A 16,997-nucleotide genomic window follows, 5' to 3' on the forward strand; every position below is an offset into this window, starting at 1 on the left:
TGCAATCAGGAAGGCCCGCGCAGCTGCGCGGGCCTTCTTCGTATGCGGACCGCTAATGCCACATCAATCCCACAGCTTGTGGCTTCTGTAACATTGTATTTTGACGCGCCGCACCCTAGCCAAGCAGCGATGGTCCTGCCGCCGTTTGCCCTTGTTCTCGTTGCGCTGGTCCTTGCTGCCTGGACGCTGGCAGCCGCGTGGGCAGTGCTATCCGCGCGCGGACGGTTGGCCCGGGCCGAGGCGACGCAGCGCCTTGCCCGGCGCCTCTCGCGCATGATCGAGGAAGCACCCGCTCTGCCCCTGCTGGTGCGGGCGGATGGCCGAATCGAAGGGCCATCGCGGTTGGCCGGATGGTTCGGTCTCGATGCCGTGCCGGGATACCTCAGCGAACTCGACGCAGGTGAGAAGGGGCTCGACGAGGTTCAGCTTTCGCAGCTCAGCGATGCAGTGCGCAAGGCGCAGAAGACCGGAGCGCCGTTCGAGCTGGCGCTCACCCCGCGCGGCGGCCAGCGCAGCCTAGGCGCACGTGGGCATCTGGCGGACCCGCAAGTCTCGCCCGGTGGCGCAGCGCTGGTGTGGTTCTTCGACTTTAGCGACAGCGTGGCCGAACTGCGCCGCCTGCGCGCCGAAGCCGCGTCTGCGCGCGCCGATTTTTCCGCGTTGGCGGGTCTGATCGAGGCGGCGCCGCTGCCGATGTGGTTCCGCGGGCCGGACATGGCACTGCGCCTCGTCAACAGTGCCTACGTGAAGGCGGTGGGCGCCGCGAGCGCGGCGGATGTGGTCGCCGCCGGAACCGAACTGATCGAGCCGATCGACGGCGTGAGCGCGGCCAAGATTGCGCAGCAGGTTTTCAGTCGCCGTCTGCCGATCGAGCGGGTGGTCTCTGCGACCATCGGCGGGCAGCGGCGCTCGATCCGCGTTTCGGACCTGCCGCTGGGCGATGACGGCGTTGCGGGCTACGCGGTCGATACCGAGGAAATGGAAGAGCTGCAGCGCCAGTTCCGCCGCTTCCGCGAGGCGCAGCGCGAAATGCTCGATACGCTCTCGGCGGGGATCGCGCAGTTCGACGAGAAGCGCAATCTGGTCTTCGCCAACCAGCCGTTCCTGCGCATCTTCAGCGTGCCGCAGGCCTGGGTGGTCGATACCCCGCCGTTCGATCGTGTGCTCGACCGCATGCGTGACAGCGCGCGCCTACCCGAAGTGCGCGACTTCCCGGAATGGCGGCGCGAACGGCAGGGCTGGTTCCTTTCGCGCGAACCGCGTGAGGAATCCTGGCACCTCGGCGATGGCACCCACCTGCGCGTGATCGGACAGCCGATGCCGGATGGCGGCCTGCTCATGATCTTCGAGGACCGCACCGAGCAGCTGCAGCTTTCTGCAACGCGCGATACGCTGCTGCGCACCCGTACGGCGACGTTTGACAACCTGTTCGAATCGCTCGCGGTGTTCGGGCCCGATGGCCGTCTTCAACTGTGGAACCGGCGCTTTGCCAGCGAACTGGGGCTCGAGGAGGAGTTTCTCGCCACGCATCCGCGCGCCGACGTGCTGCTCAGCCGGATCGCCAAGCTGCTCAAGCGGCCCGCGCAGGTCAGCACGATCGGCCAGGTGATCCAGTCCGCCTCCTTGGAGCGCAAGCAGCAGAGCGGGCGCATTCTGCTCGCCGACGGGCGCTCTTTCGCGATTGCCGGGGTGCCGCTGCCCGATGGCAACGGCCTCCTCACCGTGCTCGACATCACCGATTCCGAGAAGGCCGAAGCGGCGCTGCGCGAACGCAATGCTGCGCTGGTCGAGGCGGACGCGGTGAAGACGCGCTTCATCGCCAACATGAGCTATGAATTCCGCACGCCGCTCACCTCGATCGGCGGATTTGCCGAGCTCCTGCAGAGCGGCATGGCGGGAGAACTGACACCGCAGGCGCAGGAGTATGTCAGCGCGATCCTCACGTCGGTCGAGCGGCTTGGCGAGCAAATCGAGAATGTGCTCGACCTTTCGCAGAGCGAGGCCGGAACGCTGCCGCTTGCCGCCGAGCCGGTCGACCTGTTCCCGCTGCTGGGAGACGTGGTGCGCGAACGCGCGGAGCGGCTGACGGCGGCGGGGATCACGCTTGATCTGCGCGGCAGCCCGGCCATCGGTACTGCGACCGGGGACCGCAAGCGGCTACGGCGCCTGTTTGGCCAGCTGATCGACAATGCCATCGCCGCGACACCCAACGGCGGCCGCATCCTTGTCGAGGCCTCGCGCCGAAAGGGCGGCAAGGCCGGCAAGGGTGCCCTGCAGGTGGTTGTCTCCGACAATGGCGAAGGCATGGACCCGGCGCAGCTGGCCCGCGCCCTCGAAGGGCTCAAGATCAGCGCGGATGGCCGGTCGGTCGAGCGTCGCGGCGGGGTCGGGTTGCCGCTGGTGCGCCAGCTGGTCGCGGCGCACGGCGGAAGCTTTGAACTTCTGTCAGAAAAGGGCGAGGGGACGAGCGCGATGGTGACACTTCCGTGATAGAGTCTGGCACATGATCATTCCGCTGCCCGATCTTGCCGCAACCGATGCGCTCGCCCGGCGCATTGCGGCGCTGCTGCATCCGGGCGACGTCGTGGCGCTGAGCGGCGGGCTTGGCGCGGGCAAGACGACGCTGGCGCGCGCGATTATTGCAGCGCTCGGCTATGCGGGCGAAGTGCCGAGCCCGAGCTTCGCGATCATCGAAGTTTATGATCCGCCGGCACTGCGGCTGCGGGTTGTCCACGCCGATTTCTATCGGCTTGAGGACCCTGAAGAGGTGGTCGAACTCGGTCTCGATGACTACCGCGCCGATGCCGTGCTGATTGCCGAATGGCCGGAACATGCCGGCGGCTTCGCGCAGGAACCAGCCTGCTTGTCGATAAGGCTCGAAATCCTCGAAAAGGAGCGTGTCGCCATTGTCGAGGCAGGGCCGCATTGGCTAGAGCGCAGGGGATGGAAGTGACCTCACCTGCTACACAGGCCCCTGAAAGCGCGCTTCCCGAAGGGGCGCACCCGTTTCTAGCTGCCGCTGGTTGGGGCACCTCCGTGGTCGAGCCGATCCCGGGTGATGCTTCGGCACGGCGCTATTTCCGCCTGCGCCGCCCCGCTGCGACGGCGATGCTGATGCATGCGCCGCCGCCGGGCGAGGATCCCGAGCCGTTCATCCGCGCGGCACGCTGGCTTGATGCCAACGGCATGCGCGCGCCGCAGATTTTTGCAGAGGACGTGGCCAGCGGTTTCGTGCTGCTGCAGGACTTCGGCGAAGTCCGCATGCGCGAGTATCTCGATGCCTGGCCGCAGGACGAGCGCGAGGTTTATTCGCATGCCGTCGACGCGCTGGTGCAGCTGCACCGCCTTCCGCCTGGGCCGTTCACACTCTATTCGCTGGCGGAATACCAGCGCGAGGCGCGGCTGTTCGTGGAATGGTACTGCCCGGTGCAGGGGCTTGGTGTCGATCTCGCAGGATGGACGCGGGCGTGGGAAGAAGTGCTTGGCCCGCTGCTGTCGCGCCAGCGCCCTGGTGTGACGGTGCTGCGCGATTATCACGCCGAGAACATCATGCTTGATGGCGGTCTCGGCAAGCAGGGCCTGCTCGATTTTCAGGATGCGCTGGTTGGCCATGCCGCCTACGATCTCGTCTCGCTGCTGCAGGACGCGCGGCGTGATGTCGATCCGGCGCTGGAGCGGGCGATGCTCGATCATTACATCGCCGCGAGCGGCGCCGACGCCCATTTCGCCGAGGACTACGCTCGGCTCGGCGCGCAGCGCAACGCCAAGATCGTCGGCATCTTCGTGCGGCTGTGGCAGCGCGACGGCAAGCCGCGCTACCTCGATTATATCCCGCGTGTCTGGGCTCTACTGGAGCGCGATCTGGCGCATCCGGCGCTGGCGCCGGTCGCGCGCTGGTTTGATGCCAACGTGCCCGTTGACCTGCGTGAGCGCTTCGGCGGGACATACAACGCATGAGCAAGCAGCGTTCCTTGGCCAGCGACGTCGCGATGGTGCTCGCCGCCGGTATTGGCAAGCGGATGCGCCCGCTTACCGCGACGCGGCCAAAGCCGTTGGTTCGCGTCAACGGCCGCGCGCTGATCGACCACAGTCTCGACAAGCTGGTCGAGGCCGGGGTTTCGCGCGCAGTGGTCAACGTTCACTATCTTCCCGGGCAGATCGAGGCGCATCTGGCACAGCGCAGCGCGCCGGTGATCGCGGTATCGGACGAGCGCGAAGCCTTGCTCGAGACGGGCGGCGGGATGTTGAAGGCTCTGCCACTGATCGATGCCGATCCCTTCTTCTGCCTCAACAGCGACAATGTCTGGCTCGATGGCCCGCAGACCGTGTTTGCCGCGCTCAGTGCCGCATGGGACCCGGAGCAGATGGATGCGCTGCTGCTGCTCGTCAGCCATGCGCGGGCGTTCAACTATACCGGGCGTGGCGATTTCCACCTCGATCCGCTTGGCCGGATCAGCCGGCGCAAGCCCGGCCGGGTAGCGCCGTTCATCTATACCGGCATCCAGATCGTTTCGCAGCGCCTGCTGCGCGATGCGCCATCGGGTGCGTTCTCGACCGGAGTGTTGTGGGATCGCGCCATCGATGAGGGCCGGCTCTACGGGATATCGCATAGCGGCCTTTGGTTCGAAGTCGGCGCGCCCGAAATGATTGCGCCGACCGAAGCCGCCTTGCAGCGTGGCTGATCGCAAACCTAACGTCTATTCCATTGCCGCGCACCGCGGCTTTGCCGACGCACTCGTGGCAGGCCTGATCCCGCGGTATCACGAGGATGGTTTTGGCCTTGCCCGGCTGACTCTGCTGCTGCCGAGCCGCCGCGCGGTGCGTATCGTTACCGAGGCATTTATCCGCGCCAGCGGCGGAGATGGCGGCGGCGGGCTCCTGCTGCCGCGCATGGCGGTGGTGGGCGAGCTTGATCTTGATGAGACGCTGGGCCCGCTGCTCGATCCGCTCGGCGAAGGCGCCGACCTGCCACCGGCCGCCGATCCCACTGCACGCCTGCTGGCGCTGGCGGAGATGCTTCGCAGCGATCCTGAAACCCGCGCGACCTCGGCGCCGGGGCTCTTGCGGCAGGCGCAGTCGCTGGCGCAGGCGATGGACCGGCTTGCAGTCGAGGATGTCGATCTGGAGGACCTTCTCGATCCCGACGTGGTCGGGCTTGTCGGCGACCTCGCCGAGCACTGGCAGCGCGGGACGGCGCAGTTCGCGCGTATTCTGGTGCACTGGCGCGCGCGCTGCGAGGCTCGCGGCGAAATCGATGCGCCGGTGCGGCGCAACCGGCTCCTCTCGCACGTGGCGGAGCGTTGGCGCAGCCAGCCGCCAGCTCAGCCGGTGGTTGCGGCAGGCGTGACGTCTGCCGCGCCTTCGGTAGCGCGTCTGCTGAGGGTGGTAGCCGATCTGCCGCACGGCGCGGTCATCCTGCCCGATCTCGATCTCGCGCTGCCGCAGTCAATCTGGGATGCGCTTGGCGCGGCGGGCAATACGGATCGCCCCGATGCGCCCGTTTTCGCGCGCGGTGATGTGGCGACGCATCCGCAGTATCACCTCAAGCTCCTGCTTGCGCGCATGGGGATTGCGCGCGGCGAAGTGCAGTCGTGGCACCGCTCCGGCCCGGCGGCTGCGCCGCCCGAGCGTAGCCGCGCGATTTCGAACCTGTTCCTGCCACCTGAGGCGAGCACCATCTGGGCTGATTTGCCGGCAGAAGCTCGGCGGCTTTCCGGCGTGCGCCTGATGGAAACCGCGCACCCCGAGGAGGAAGCGCAGGCCATTGCGGTGCTGGTGCGGCAGGCATTGGCCGAACCCGAAAGGCGCGTCGCGGTCATCACGCCTGACCGCGATCTGGCGCAGCGGCTGGTTGCCCATCTGGAGCGCTGGGGCATTGCTGCAGACGATACCGCCGGCCGTCCGCTGTCGCAGATGCCCGCTGGCCGGGTGCTGCTGCAACTCGCCGAGATTGCCGCAACTGCAGCCGCACCGGTGCCCTTGCTGGCGCTGCTCGGCCATCCGCTGGTGCGCCGCGGGGAGGGGCGCGCGGCATGGCTCGAGCGTGTGCGCGAGCTCGATCTCGTGCTGCGCGGGCCGCGGCCTGGGCCGGGTCTCGCCGCCGTGCGGAGCGCGGTGCTGGCAAAGGGGAAGGAGCATCCGGGCCTTGCCGCGTGGTGGCATGAGACCGCAGCGCTGCTCGAACCACTTCTCGACGATGCCGCGCCGCCATCGCTGGGTAGGGGGCTCGATACGCTTGCGCAAGTGGCCGAGGCGCTGTGCGGACCCGCCATCTGGGCCGAGGCGGACGGCCGCGCGCTGGCCGCCTTTGTCGAGCAATGGCGCGAGGCGGCGCTAGGCAGCGGACTGCCGGTTGAGGGTGCCGATCTCCACGCGCTGCTCAGCGATGCGCTGGGCGAGATCGCGGTGCGCCCGCCCTATGGCGGCCATCCGCGCCTTTCGATCTACGGTCTGCTCGAAGCGCGGATGAGCCGCGCGGAACTGGTGATCTGCGCCGGCATGACCGAGGGCAAGTGGCCAGCGTCGCCCGCACCCGACCCTCTGCTCGCGCCGCCGGTGCTGCGCGCTCTGGGCATTCCGGGCGCCGATTTCCGCATTGGCCTTGCCGCGCATGATCTGGCTGCCGCGCTGGGTGCCCCCGAAGTCGTGCTCAGCCATGCGGCGCGCGATGCGGCGGGGCCGGTGATCCCCTCACGCTTTCTGCTACGCATCCGCGCGATGTTGGGCCGCGAGTTGCAGCATGAGACCGCAGCGGTGCGCATTGCCCGCGCGCTCGACAAGGCACCGCCTGCGCCGGCCTATCCGCAGCCAGCGCCGATGCCCAGCGCGGAGCAGCGCCGCGTCAGCATAGCCTCGACCGCGCTCGACCGGCTGCGCGGCGATCCCTACCAGTTCTATGCGTCGGCGATCCTTGGCCTGCGCACGCTCGATCAACTCGACGCCGCGCCGACGCCGGCATGGCGCGGCACCGCGGTACATGAAGTGCTGCGGCTATGGCATGAAGGCGGCAGCAAGCGCGGCGAACTTCTGCCGCTGGCGGAGCGCACGCTGGCTGAAATGAGTGCGCATCCGTTCATGCGCGGGCTGTGGCGGCCAAGGCTGCTGGCGGCGCTGCAATGGGTCGAAGACTACAATGCCGGCCTTGCGCTGCAGGGCCGGGTGCCAGTGCTGTGGGAGAAGACCGGGGCTACCGAGATCATGGGTGTGAAGCTCCATGGCCGGGCCGACCGGATCGACCGCCTTGCCGACGGCACGCTGGCGGTGGTGGACTACAAGACCGGAAAGCCGCCATCGGGCAAGATGGTGCAGGAAGGCTATTCCCTTCAGCTCGGCCTCGTCGCCCTGATTGCAGAGCGCGGCGGGTTCGAGGGCCTTGGCGGCAAGGTCTATGGCTTCGAGTACTGGTCGCTGCAGAAGAAGTCGGATGTGTTCGGGTACTGCGAGGAGCCTGTCCCGGAGGGCAGGAAGAAGAACGGTCTACCGCGGGATGCGTTCGTCCCCGAAACGCTGCGCTATCTCACCGAGGCCATCGAGAAGTGGATTCTGGGCAGCGAACCCTTCACCGCGCGGCCCAACCCCGACCTTCCAGGCTATACCGACTATGATCAGCTGATGCGGCTTGAAGAATGGCAGGGCCGGGGGAAGGGCGGAGCGTGAGCAAGGTCTATCCGCTCAAGGACAACCAGCGCCTTGCCGTGCAGCCGAGGCGCACGGTCTGGCTCTCGGCCTCCGCCGGGACGGGCAAGACACAGGTGCTTTCCGCGCGCGTGCTGCGACTGCTGCTGCAGGATGGCGTTTCGCCCGATCAGATCCTGTGCCTCACCTTCACAAAGGCGGGCGCAGCCGAAATGGCGACGCGCGTTAACGATGTGCTGGCGCGCTGGGTGCGGTTGCCGGAAACGGAGCTTGCCCGCGAGCTAGGCGATATCGGCGCGTCGATGGGGCCGCAGACTGTTGCCCGCGCGCGAAGCCTGTTTGCCGCAGTGCTCGATTGCCCCGGCGGCGGGCTGAGGATCGAGACGATCCACGCCTTCTCGCAGTGGCTGCTGGGCGCATTTCCCGCCGAGGCCGGGCTCGTGCCGGGCACCCGCGCAATGGAGGACCGCGACCGTGATCTCCTGCTTCGCGAGGTGTTGGCAGATCTGCTGATCGAAGCGGAGGAGCAGGGCGACGAGGCGCTGTTCGACGCGCTCGAAGACCTCAGCCTGCGCATGGGCGAGGATGCCGTGCCCGCCTTCCTGCTGCGTTGCGCCTCGGCGCATGACCTCTGGGACGGTCCGGGGGCTTGGCAGCCGCCACTGCGTCCACGCATCAACCGGCTGCTCGGGCTCGATGCCGAGGAAGACGGGGCGGGCCTTGCCGATCTGGTGCGCGACAGCGTGTTCGATGTGCGCGCGGTCGAAATCTGCATGGAGGCCAATCGGCGCTGGGGGGCACGGACGGGGCTCGATGCGGCTGCGGTGATGCAGGACTGGCTGGATGCCGCACCGGCCGCACGGATCGCCGGGCTGGACGGCTTTGCCGAGGTGTTCCTCACCAAGGCAGGGCAGCCGCGCTCATCGAAAAACCTTGAGAAGCACGAACCAAACTACGCCGACTATCAACTGTGCGTGATCGAGGACCTGCAGCGCGTGCAGGAAATGCGGGCGCTGGTCGATCTGGCCGCCCGGCTTGATCCGGCACTCACACTGGGCCGCCGCTTCGCGCTTGCGTGGGCCGAAGCCAAGGCACGCGAAGGCTTCATCGATTTCGATGACCAGATCCGCGCGGCGGCGGACCTCCTCACCAAGCGTGCCCCGGCGGAATGGATCCGCTACAAGCTTGACCGCCGGTTTGATCACATTCTGGTCGACGAGGCGCAGGATACCAACGCGGCGCAGTGGCGCATCGTCCTCGACGGGCTGGTAGGCGATTTCTTCAGCGGCGAAGGCCAGAAGAGCGAGGAGGCCCTGCGCACGCTCTTCGTGGTGGGTGATTACAAGCAGGCGATCTTCGGTTTTCAGGGCACCAGCCCCGAAAACTTTGCCGCCGCGCGCGAACGGGTGCGACGCGAGCTCGGTGCGCTGGCTGAGGTTACAGCTGATCCTTCCAGGGAGCTCCTGCCGCTGGGGCTGGGACGTTCCTATCGCACTGCTGCTTCGGTGCTGGCGTTTGTCGACCGTGCGATCGCGGCAATTGGGCCCGATCGCTTCGGGCTTCCCGAAGCGCCCGAGCAGCATCAGGGCGACGAGGGGCGCCCCGGGATGGTCACGCTGTGGCGGACCGTCGGCGGCGCGGTGGACGAAGACGAAGAGGCGCCCCCCGGCGAGGGTGACGAAGGCGGAGAGGCGTGGCTCTCGCGGCCCGACCGGATCATGGCCGACCAGATCGCGCAGCAGGTGCGCCAGTGGCTCGATGACGGGTTCCCGCTCCACAAGGGCGGCCCGCGCCGGGCAACGCCGGGCGACATCATGGTGCTTGTGCGTTCGCGCAAGGCGCTCGCTGGGCTGATCGTTGCGCGGCTCCACGCGCGCGGGGTGCCGGTGGCGGGTGTGGACCGCCTGCGGCTTGGCGCACCGCTCGCGGTGAAGGACCTTGTTGCCGCGCTGCGCTTCTGCGCGCAGCCGCTCGATGATCTCAATCTGGCGGCGCTGCTGGTCTCGCCACTGATAGGCTGGTCGCAGGACATGCTTCTCGAACACGGCTACCGCGACAAGGGCGTCCGGCTGTGGGACCACTTGCGGGCCAACGAAGGCCCCGCCACTTACCCGGCGATGGAGCAACTGCGCGGGGCGCTTGGCCGGGCTGATTTCGGCACGCCGGCGCAGCTGCTGCACTGGTTGCTGGTCGGCCCGTGGCAGGGGCGGCGCAAGCTGGTCGCGCGGCTTGGGGCCGAAGCCAACGATCCGATCGACGAGCTGATCAATGCCGCCTCGGCTTATGCTACTAGCCAGACGCCGAGCCTCGTCGGCTTCCTGCAATGGTTCGATGCCGGCGATGGTGAACTTAAGCGCGAGGCGGGCCAGAAGGCCGATCTTGTGCGGGTTATGACGGTGCACGGCTCGAAGGGGCTGGAGGCGCCGATTGTCATTCTCGCCGATGCTGCCGCCGATCCGGATGCCTCGCGGCTGCGCGATCTCTCGCTGGAAGAGGCGGTTCTCGAAGATCGGCGCAAGGTGCCGCTGCCGCCCCTGAACAAGGCCGAGAAGGCCGGCCCCGTGCGCGAAGCGGCCGAACGCGCGGCTCAAGCCGAACGCGAGGAACACTGGCGGCTGCTCTATGTGGCGATGACCCGGGCCGAGGAAGCGCTGTTCATCGCCGGGGCCTTGGGCAGCCGAGCCAAGGAGCCGCCCGAAGAGAGCTGGTATGCGCAGTTTGCGCCGCTGTTTGGCGAAGAGGAGGGTGCCTGGCGGGAGGATCCGATCTGGGGTGCCTCGCGGCAGTTGGGCGGGCTGGGCCCCTTGCCGGCTTCGGTTGCCAAGGTGCAGCCGCCGACCGACCCTGACGAGCCGCTGCCGGACTGGCTCGCCGCGCCGCTCCCTGCCGAACCGCGCCCGCCGCGTCCGCTGGCGCCTTCGGGGCTAGGGGAGGCGGGTGATGCCTCCGATCCGCCGTCGCCTCCCGGCCCGGCAGCCCGCCTCGCCGCCCGGCGCGGCACGCTGCTGCACAAGCTGATCGAACGACTGCCGGAACTCGCTCCTGAACAGCGCGGGGAGGCGGCGCGCCGGTGGCTTGATCGCATGGCCGCCGATTTCGATGCAGATGCCCGCGAAGCCATGGCGGCCGCGGCGCTGCGGGTCCTTGCGGAGCCGGCCTGGGCCGAAGTGTTCGGTCCCGGCTCGCTGGCGGAAGTGCCGATTGCGGCCGTGGTCGGCGAACGCGTGGTGAGCGGAACGCTCGACCGGTTGCTGCTTGCAGAGAGCCACGTCCGCGTGGTCGATTTCAAGACCGACCGCCGCCCGCCGCAAGCAATCGCCGATGTTCCAGTGGCCAGCCTCAGGCAGATGGCAGCCTATGTTGCGGCGCTCGAAGTGATCTATCCCGGGCGGCAGATCGAGGCGGCGCTACTTTATACCCACACGCCGCTGTTGATCGTGATTCCCGAGGACGTGATCGCGGCGCACAAGCCAGCCCTTCAGGGCGCGCAGGAAAGCTTTTAGCGCTGCTTTCTTGCGCCGCGCGCCAGACCGCTTACATACCGGACCAACCCAAAGGAGTTCCCTGCTATGGCCACCAAAGCCGTTACCGATGCCAGCTTCGCCGCCGATGTGCTCGGCTCCGACAAGCCTGTACTTGTCGATTTCTGGGCGGACTGGTGCGGCCCCTGCAAGATGATCGGCCCCGCGCTCGAGGAGATTTCGGACGAGCTTGCCGACAAGGTTTCCATCGTGAAGATGGATATCATGGAGAACACGGCGATCCCCGGCGAAATCGGCGTGCAGTCGATCCCGCTGATGGTGCTGTTCAAGGATGGCAAGGCCGTCGCCCAGAAGCTCGGCGCCGCACCGAAGAGCCAGCTCAAGGGCTGGCTGGAGAGCGTACTCTAACCGAAGAAGCCGCTTTGCCGGTTGGCAAGCCCGAAGCGGGGTGCAAGACTGCGGTCCTGCACCCCAGCTTCGGAGCCAGTACCTGATGCCGACCCCATCCCATCGCCGGATTGCCCTTCTTCTTGCCGCGGGCCTGCTGGCCTCGGCCGTGCCGTTTCCCGCGCTGGCCGCGCCGGAGGGCGATAGTGCCGCGATCGCGCGGATCATCGATGAAGGCATGAACCGGAGCGAGGCGATGACCACCGCCTCTGCGTTGATGGACCGCATTGGCGCGCGTCTCACCAATTCGGAAAACCATCGCAAGGCGGAAGGCTGGGCGATGGAGCAACTGCGCAAGCAGGGTCTTGCCAATGTCCATGTCGAGCCGTTCGATTTCGGGCTTGGATGGAACCTCGACAGCTATTCGGTGGCGATGGTGAGCCCGCGCGTGCTCCCGCTCACGGCGATCCCGGTGGCGTGGTCGCCGGGGACTGCTGGGACCGTGCGGGCTCCGATCTTGATCGCGCCGATCTCGCGCGAGGAGCACTTTGCGGAGTGGAAGGGCAAGCTGGCCGGCAAGATCGTGCTGGTCTCGCTTCCGGGCCAGACGAGCGAGAGCAAGGGGCCGGTCTTCCAGCGCTACACCGATGCAGATATCGCCGAGCTCGATACTTATACCAAGCCGGTGTTCGATCCCGATGCCACCGCGCTGCAAGTGCGTAATCGCCGTTTTCAGGGCAAGCTTGCGGCCTTCCTCAAGGCTGAGGGCGCGCTCGCGCTGGTCAAGATCAGCTACCGCGATGGCAAGCTGGTTCACGGCGAAGGCTATGATTTCCAACCGGGCGAGACGCTGGCGGTGCCGGCAATCGAACTGGCGCAGGAAGATTATCGCCGGCTCGTCCGCCTCGCCAAGACGGGCGCAGCGCCGGAGCTGGCGATCACCGTTGCGGCCCGCTTTGACGACAGCAACTTGCGCGCGGAAAACGTGGTCGCCGAAATCCCGGGGAGCGATCCCAAGGCGGGCTTTGTCATGGCCGGCGCGCATTTCGACAGCTGGATCGCAGGCGACGGCGCCAATGACAACGGGGCGGGGAGCGTGACGGTGATTGAGGCGGCGCGCCTGATTGCCAAGCTCGGCGTCAAGCCGAAGCGCACGATCCGCTTCGTGCTGTGGAGCGGGGAAGAGCAGGGCCTGCTCGGCAGCCGCGCCTATATCGAGCAGCACTTGGCGAGCCGGCCGGTCGACCCCGCGCTCAAGGGCATCGATTCCTACGCGGCATGGCGCAATACCTTCCCGATCACGCCGAAGCCGGAGTACAACCAGCTCAAGGCGTACTTCAACATGGACAACGGTTCCGGCCGGTTCCGAGGCATCTACAGCGAGGGCAATCTCGGCGCGGAAAAGCTGCTCAAGGAATGGCTTTCGCCCTTCGATATGCTGGGCGCAGACAAACTGGTGGTGAGCAAGACTGGCGGCACCGACCACGTGTTCATGCAGGCGATCGGGCTGCCCGGTTACCAGTTCATTCAGGACCCGCTCGACTATGACAGCCGGGTCCACCACTCCAATCTCGATACGGTCGACCACATGCGCGCCGACGACATGCGGCAGGCAGCGGTCATCATGGCGGGGATGTTGTGGCAGGCCGCCAACAGCGACAAGGAACTGCCGCGCGCGGTCCTGCCGACACAGCCGGTGCCGACCGACCCGTTCAAGGTGCGCGATCCTTCGCAGTAACTGCTTAGCTGGCAGCGCTACTGCGCTTCACAAATTCCTCGAATAGCGCGGGCGAAGAGGCTGCAAACAGGCCTTTTTGCCCGTGCTGGTCAGTGCGGTAAGCTGAGCCATCGGGCCGCGCGGCCATGCCGCCCGCTTCGTTGACGAAGAGCACGCCCGCGGCGTGGTCCCAGGGCAAGGTGCGCTCGAACACCGAGATGTCGTTCACGCCAAGCGCGAGGCGCGGATACTGCTCGGCGGCGCAGCGCGGGATATCGACCAGAGTGTAGAATGGCGCGATGCGCTGCTGCACCGCGGCGCGGGCGGCGGGATCGAGAAAGACTGTGCTGATCGCGGCGATGGGCGGCGTCTCACCAGTAGGGCGCGCCATGACCCGCTCGCCGTTGACGAAGGCGCCCTTGCCCTTGTGCGCGATGCAGAGGCGATCCTGCAGCGGATCGTAGATCCAGCCGCTCTGCGTCTCGCCGCCGTCGCTGAGGGCAAGGATAATGCCGAAGGGCGGCTTGCCGGCAGCGAAGTTGTTGGTGCCATCCACCGGATCGATGATCCAACACAGGCCGCTATCAAGCCGCGCGGACAGCGTGGGATCGGCATGGACCGCTTCCTCGCCGACAATCGCCGCTTCGGGAAGGATGCCCGCAAGACCTTCAGCCAGCAGCACTTCCGCCTCGGTATCGGCAATCGTGACCATGTCATTGACCGCCTTGGCAATCACTTCGTGCGCCGCGAGGGTCTGGTAACGCGGCAGGATTGCTTCGGCGGCAACCCGGCGCAGCAGTGCGGCTATCTGGGTATCGAGAGCAGTCATGTGAGGGGGATCATCACGGTTTCGGCATATCCTGGCTGTTGCTGCAGGCGGGCGTACCACGCCGCAAGGTGCGGCAGATTGGCGCGCGGGATCGGCAAAGAATAGAACGTGTGGGCATAGACGCCCATCGGCATGTCCGCGATCCCGAAACGCTGGCCCGAAAGCCATTCGCGCTTGGCGAGTTCGGCATCAAGCACGGCCATCATGGAATTGGATGCTTCGGCGGATGCGGACACGGCCGGGTCGTCGGCGTCCTTGCCTTGCCGGACGCAACCGAGGAAGGCATCGCGCTGTGCATCGGCGAAGTGGAACTGCCAATCCATCCACTTGTCGCCCTGCGCGCGATCGGCGGGTTCGGCGCTGCGGAAATCAGGCGCGTAAGCATCCGCGAGGTAGCGCAGGATGGCGTTCGATTCCCACAGCACGACCGGCCCGTCCTCGATGGCCGGGATCATGCGGTTGGGATTGAGCGCGAGGTATTCCGGAGTGAAGCCGAACGCGCCGCCCATGTCGATCCGGCGGTGCGGCAGGCCCATCGCGATGGCAGCCCAAGCCACCTTCTTGACGTTGTGCGAATTGAGGCGGCCCCAGATGGTGATCATCGGGCGGCTCAGCTGCGGTAGTCGGCGTTGATCGCGATGTAGCCGTGCGTGAGATCGCAGGTCCATACCGTCGCGCGGCCCGCGCCGAGACCGAGATCGACTTCGATGGTGATTTCCCGCCCCTTGAGGTGCGCGGCGACCGGTGCCTCGTCATAATCCGGCAGAGGCTGGCCTTCGCGCGCGGCCCAGGTGCCGCCGAAGCCGATCGAGAGGCGGTCGCGGTCAGCCGGTTCGCCCGCCTTGCCAACGGCCATGACGACGCGGCCCCAGTTGGCATCCTCGCCGGCAATGGCAGTCTTCACGAGCGGCGAGTTGGCAATGGCAAGGCCGACGCGGCGAGCGCTCTCGTCGCTCACTGCGCCGCTCACGGTCACGGCAATGAACTTCTGCGCTCCTTCGCCATCGCGCACGACGAGGTGGGCGAGTTGGCGGCAGACGTCATGCAGCGCGGCGGCAAAGGCATCGGCGCCGGCGCTTTCGGCCGAGACGAGCGGCGCGTTGCCTGCGGCGCCGGTCGCAAAGGCGAGCACGGTGTCGCTTGTCGAAGTGTCGCTGTCGACGGTGATGCAGGAGAAGGTGCGGTTGTTGGCGTCCGAAAGGCAGGCCTGCAGGAACGCTGGATCGACCGCCGCGTCGGTGAACACATAGCCCAGCATGGTCGCCATATCAGGCGCGATCATGCCTGAGCCCTTGATGATCGCGCAGAGCGTGACCTTAACGCCGTCGACCATGACCGTGGCGGTCGCGCCCTTGGCGAAGGTATCGGTGGTGCCGATCGTGTTGGCGGCCTCTTCCCAAGAGCACGGCTCGGCAAGCAGGGCTGCTTCGATTCCCGCGCGGGCCTTGTCCTTGGGCAATGGCACGCCGATAACCCCGGTGGACGAAACGAACACCTGTTCGCGCGGGCAGGCGAGGTGCGCCGCGATCTGATCCATGATCGCCTCGACCGCCTCGCGCCCGCGATAGCCGGTGAAGGCATTCGAATTGCCCGCGTTGACGACCAGCGCCCGCGCCCGGCCCTGGGCAATGTTGATCCGCCCGAGTTCCACTTCGGAGGAGCAGCAGACATTGCGGGTGAACACGCCCGCGACTGCCGTACCTTCGGCCAGTTTGACGAACGTGAGGTCGCAGCGGCCCCAATCCTTGTAGCCGGCGCGGGCGATGCGCGGCGTGGCTCCGGCAATGGCAGGAAGCGCGGGGAAGGGCTGAGCCAGCGGGGAAACGGCATGAGTCATGCCGCGCTGCCTAGCGGCTCATGCAGGGTGCCGCAATTGACTTGGAGCCCGCCGCGGCAGCTTTAGGCCGGCCGCCAGGGGCGATCTGGCAAGCAGTAGAGCGAGTGCAGGCGCTGCAGCCAGGGCGGTGAGGCGCAGGCCAAGGCCTGCAGGCTCACCCGGCTGCGCAAACAGCACCTTCGGTACTTCGAGAACCGGGTAATGGATGGCGTAGAGCGGAAACGAAAGGGCTCCCAGCCACTGGCATGGCCCAACCAGCTTGTCCGGCAGTCTCGCTCCGGCAGCACACGCCATAATGGCGATGAACAGCAGGGCGACGAACGGATCGGCATAGCGTGCCGGGACGCCCAGCGCAGGCGGCGCAACCATGAGAACAGCCATGGCCGCCGGCGCCGTCCACCACGGCAAAGCCGCGCCCGCGCTCTGTCCTGCGCCGCTGCGGCGAAGGACGATGCCGAAAGCATAGGCAGACGTCGCCCGGAAAAGGCCCGCTATGAGCGTCGTGGGGCCAGCGCCAACATCGAGAGATCCATGCCCGAACGCGAGTACGGCGGCGAAGAGCCAGCACAGCGCGGCCGTGCAGAGCAGCGCGCGCATGCCCAGCTTGCGCAAGATCCAGAGATGCAGGGCGTTGAGGAGCAGCTCGCACCACAGCGACCAGTGCGCCTGATTGAGCGGAAAGAGCGGCAGATTGGGATCGCCACCCGGTGCGAGCAGCAGGTGAGCAAGCAACAGGCCTGCGGTGCCCGGCAGACGGGGGTCCGCCGCATGGACAAGCGCGCCGATCAGCGCGCCAAGCGCCAGCAGCGGCCAGAAGCGCGTCACGCGCCCCATCAGCAACCCGGTGGGACTTGTCCCGCCGCGACCGGCCTCGAAGACGGGAACGAGGACAAAGCCGCTGAGCATGAAAAAGAAATCGACGGCAAGGTATCCGCGCGAGAACAGCGATGTCTCTCCAGCGATATCGCTGAAGTGAAACAGCAGCACGAAAAGCGCGGCAAGCCCGCGCAGCCCGTCGAACTGGACGAGGCGTGTGCTTGTGGCGCTCTGCTGCAGGGTACTCGGGGCCGTCATCACCCCAGCCTAGACCGCCGTCTGATAAAAATGCCT

12 protein-coding genes are annotated in these 16,997 nt (G+C 67.1%); 8 read left to right on the forward strand and 4 right to left on the reverse strand.

All coding sequences use genetic code 11. The annotated features are described in order from the left end of the window. Positions 1-129 precede the first annotated feature (129 nt). From Q0082_RS15005 to Q0082_RS15040, 8 genes are all read left to right on the forward strand, one after another. Positions 130-2,490, forward strand: a complete 2,361-nt coding sequence (locus Q0082_RS15005; RefSeq protein WP_298194123.1) for a PAS domain-containing sensor histidine kinase — start codon at positions 130-132, stop codon at positions 2,488-2,490. 13 nt (positions 2,491-2,503) lie between these two features. Next, a complete protein-coding gene (gene tsaE, locus Q0082_RS15010; RefSeq protein ID WP_298194125.1) occupies positions 2,504-2,953 on the forward strand; it encodes a tRNA (adenosine(37)-N6)-threonylcarbamoyltransferase complex ATPase subunit type 1 TsaE in 450 nt (149 codons plus the stop codon). After that, positions 2,950-3,957: a phosphotransferase gene (locus Q0082_RS15015; RefSeq protein WP_298194127.1), complete on the forward strand. Its 1,008-nt coding sequence runs from the start codon at positions 2,950-2,952 to the stop codon at positions 3,955-3,957. The genes tsaE and Q0082_RS15015 overlap by 4 nt, the downstream gene beginning before the upstream one ends. Continuing rightward, on the forward strand, positions 3,954-4,682 hold the full coding sequence (locus Q0082_RS15020) for a nucleotidyltransferase family protein (protein ID WP_298194128.1): 729 nt from the start codon (positions 3,954-3,956) through the stop codon (positions 4,680-4,682). The genes Q0082_RS15015 and Q0082_RS15020 overlap by 4 nt, the downstream gene beginning before the upstream one ends. Beyond that, the gene (gene addB / locus Q0082_RS15025) at positions 4,675-7,656 is read left to right on the forward strand and encodes a double-strand break repair protein AddB (protein WP_298194130.1); all 2,982 of its coding nucleotides are present in this window, start codon (positions 4,675-4,677) and stop codon (positions 7,654-7,656) included. Before Q0082_RS15020 ends, addB begins: the two co-directional genes overlap by 8 nt. Next, positions 7,626-11,138 carry a double-strand break repair helicase AddA gene (addA, locus tag Q0082_RS15030; RefSeq protein WP_298194133.1) on the forward strand — a complete coding sequence of 1,171 codons (3,513 nt, stop codon included), beginning with the start codon at positions 7,626-7,628 and terminating at the stop codon, positions 11,136-11,138. Before addB ends, addA begins: the two co-directional genes overlap by 31 nt. A 66-nt stretch (positions 11,139-11,204) precedes the next feature. Next, a complete protein-coding gene (gene trxA / locus Q0082_RS15035; RefSeq protein WP_298194137.1) occupies positions 11,205-11,525 on the forward strand; it encodes a thioredoxin in 321 nt (106 codons plus the stop codon). 85 nt (positions 11,526-11,610) lie between these two features. Further along, complete coding sequence (locus Q0082_RS15040) at positions 11,611-13,242, forward strand: M20/M25/M40 family metallo-hydrolase (protein WP_298194140.1); 1,632 nt, start codon at positions 11,611-11,613, stop codon at positions 13,240-13,242. Between the two features lie 4 nt (positions 13,243-13,246). Here Q0082_RS15040 and Q0082_RS15045 read toward each other — a convergent pair whose 3' ends face one another. Genes Q0082_RS15045 through Q0082_RS15060 form a run of 4 tightly spaced genes read right to left on the reverse strand, consistent with a single transcriptional unit; the run spans position 13,247 to position 16,961 of the window. Then, complete coding sequence (locus Q0082_RS15045) at positions 13,247-14,050, reverse strand: inositol monophosphatase family protein (protein WP_298194142.1); 804 nt, start codon at positions 14,048-14,050, stop codon at positions 13,247-13,249. Then, the gene (locus Q0082_RS15050) at positions 14,047-14,652 is read right to left on the reverse strand and encodes a glutathione S-transferase N-terminal domain-containing protein (RefSeq protein WP_298194143.1); all 606 of its coding nucleotides are present in this window, start codon (positions 14,650-14,652) and stop codon (positions 14,047-14,049) included. Before Q0082_RS15050 ends, Q0082_RS15045 begins: the two co-directional genes overlap by 4 nt. Positions 14,653-14,660: 8 nt before the next feature. Further along, positions 14,661-15,887 carry a bifunctional glutamate N-acetyltransferase/amino-acid acetyltransferase ArgJ gene (gene argJ, locus Q0082_RS15055; RefSeq protein ID WP_298194146.1) on the reverse strand — a complete coding sequence of 409 codons (1,227 nt, stop codon included), beginning with the start codon at positions 15,885-15,887 and terminating at the stop codon, positions 14,661-14,663. Between the two features lie 18 nt (positions 15,888-15,905). Continuing rightward, positions 15,906-16,961 (reverse strand): acyltransferase, encoded by a 1,056-nt coding sequence (locus Q0082_RS15060; protein ID WP_298194148.1) that lies wholly within the window; start codon positions 16,959-16,961, stop codon positions 15,906-15,908. Between the last annotated feature and the right edge of the window lie 36 nt (positions 16,962-16,997).

It is taken from the genome of Novosphingobium sp. (assembly GCF_027489515.1).
GTDB lineage: Bacteria > Pseudomonadota > Alphaproteobacteria > Sphingomonadales > Sphingomonadaceae > Novosphingobium.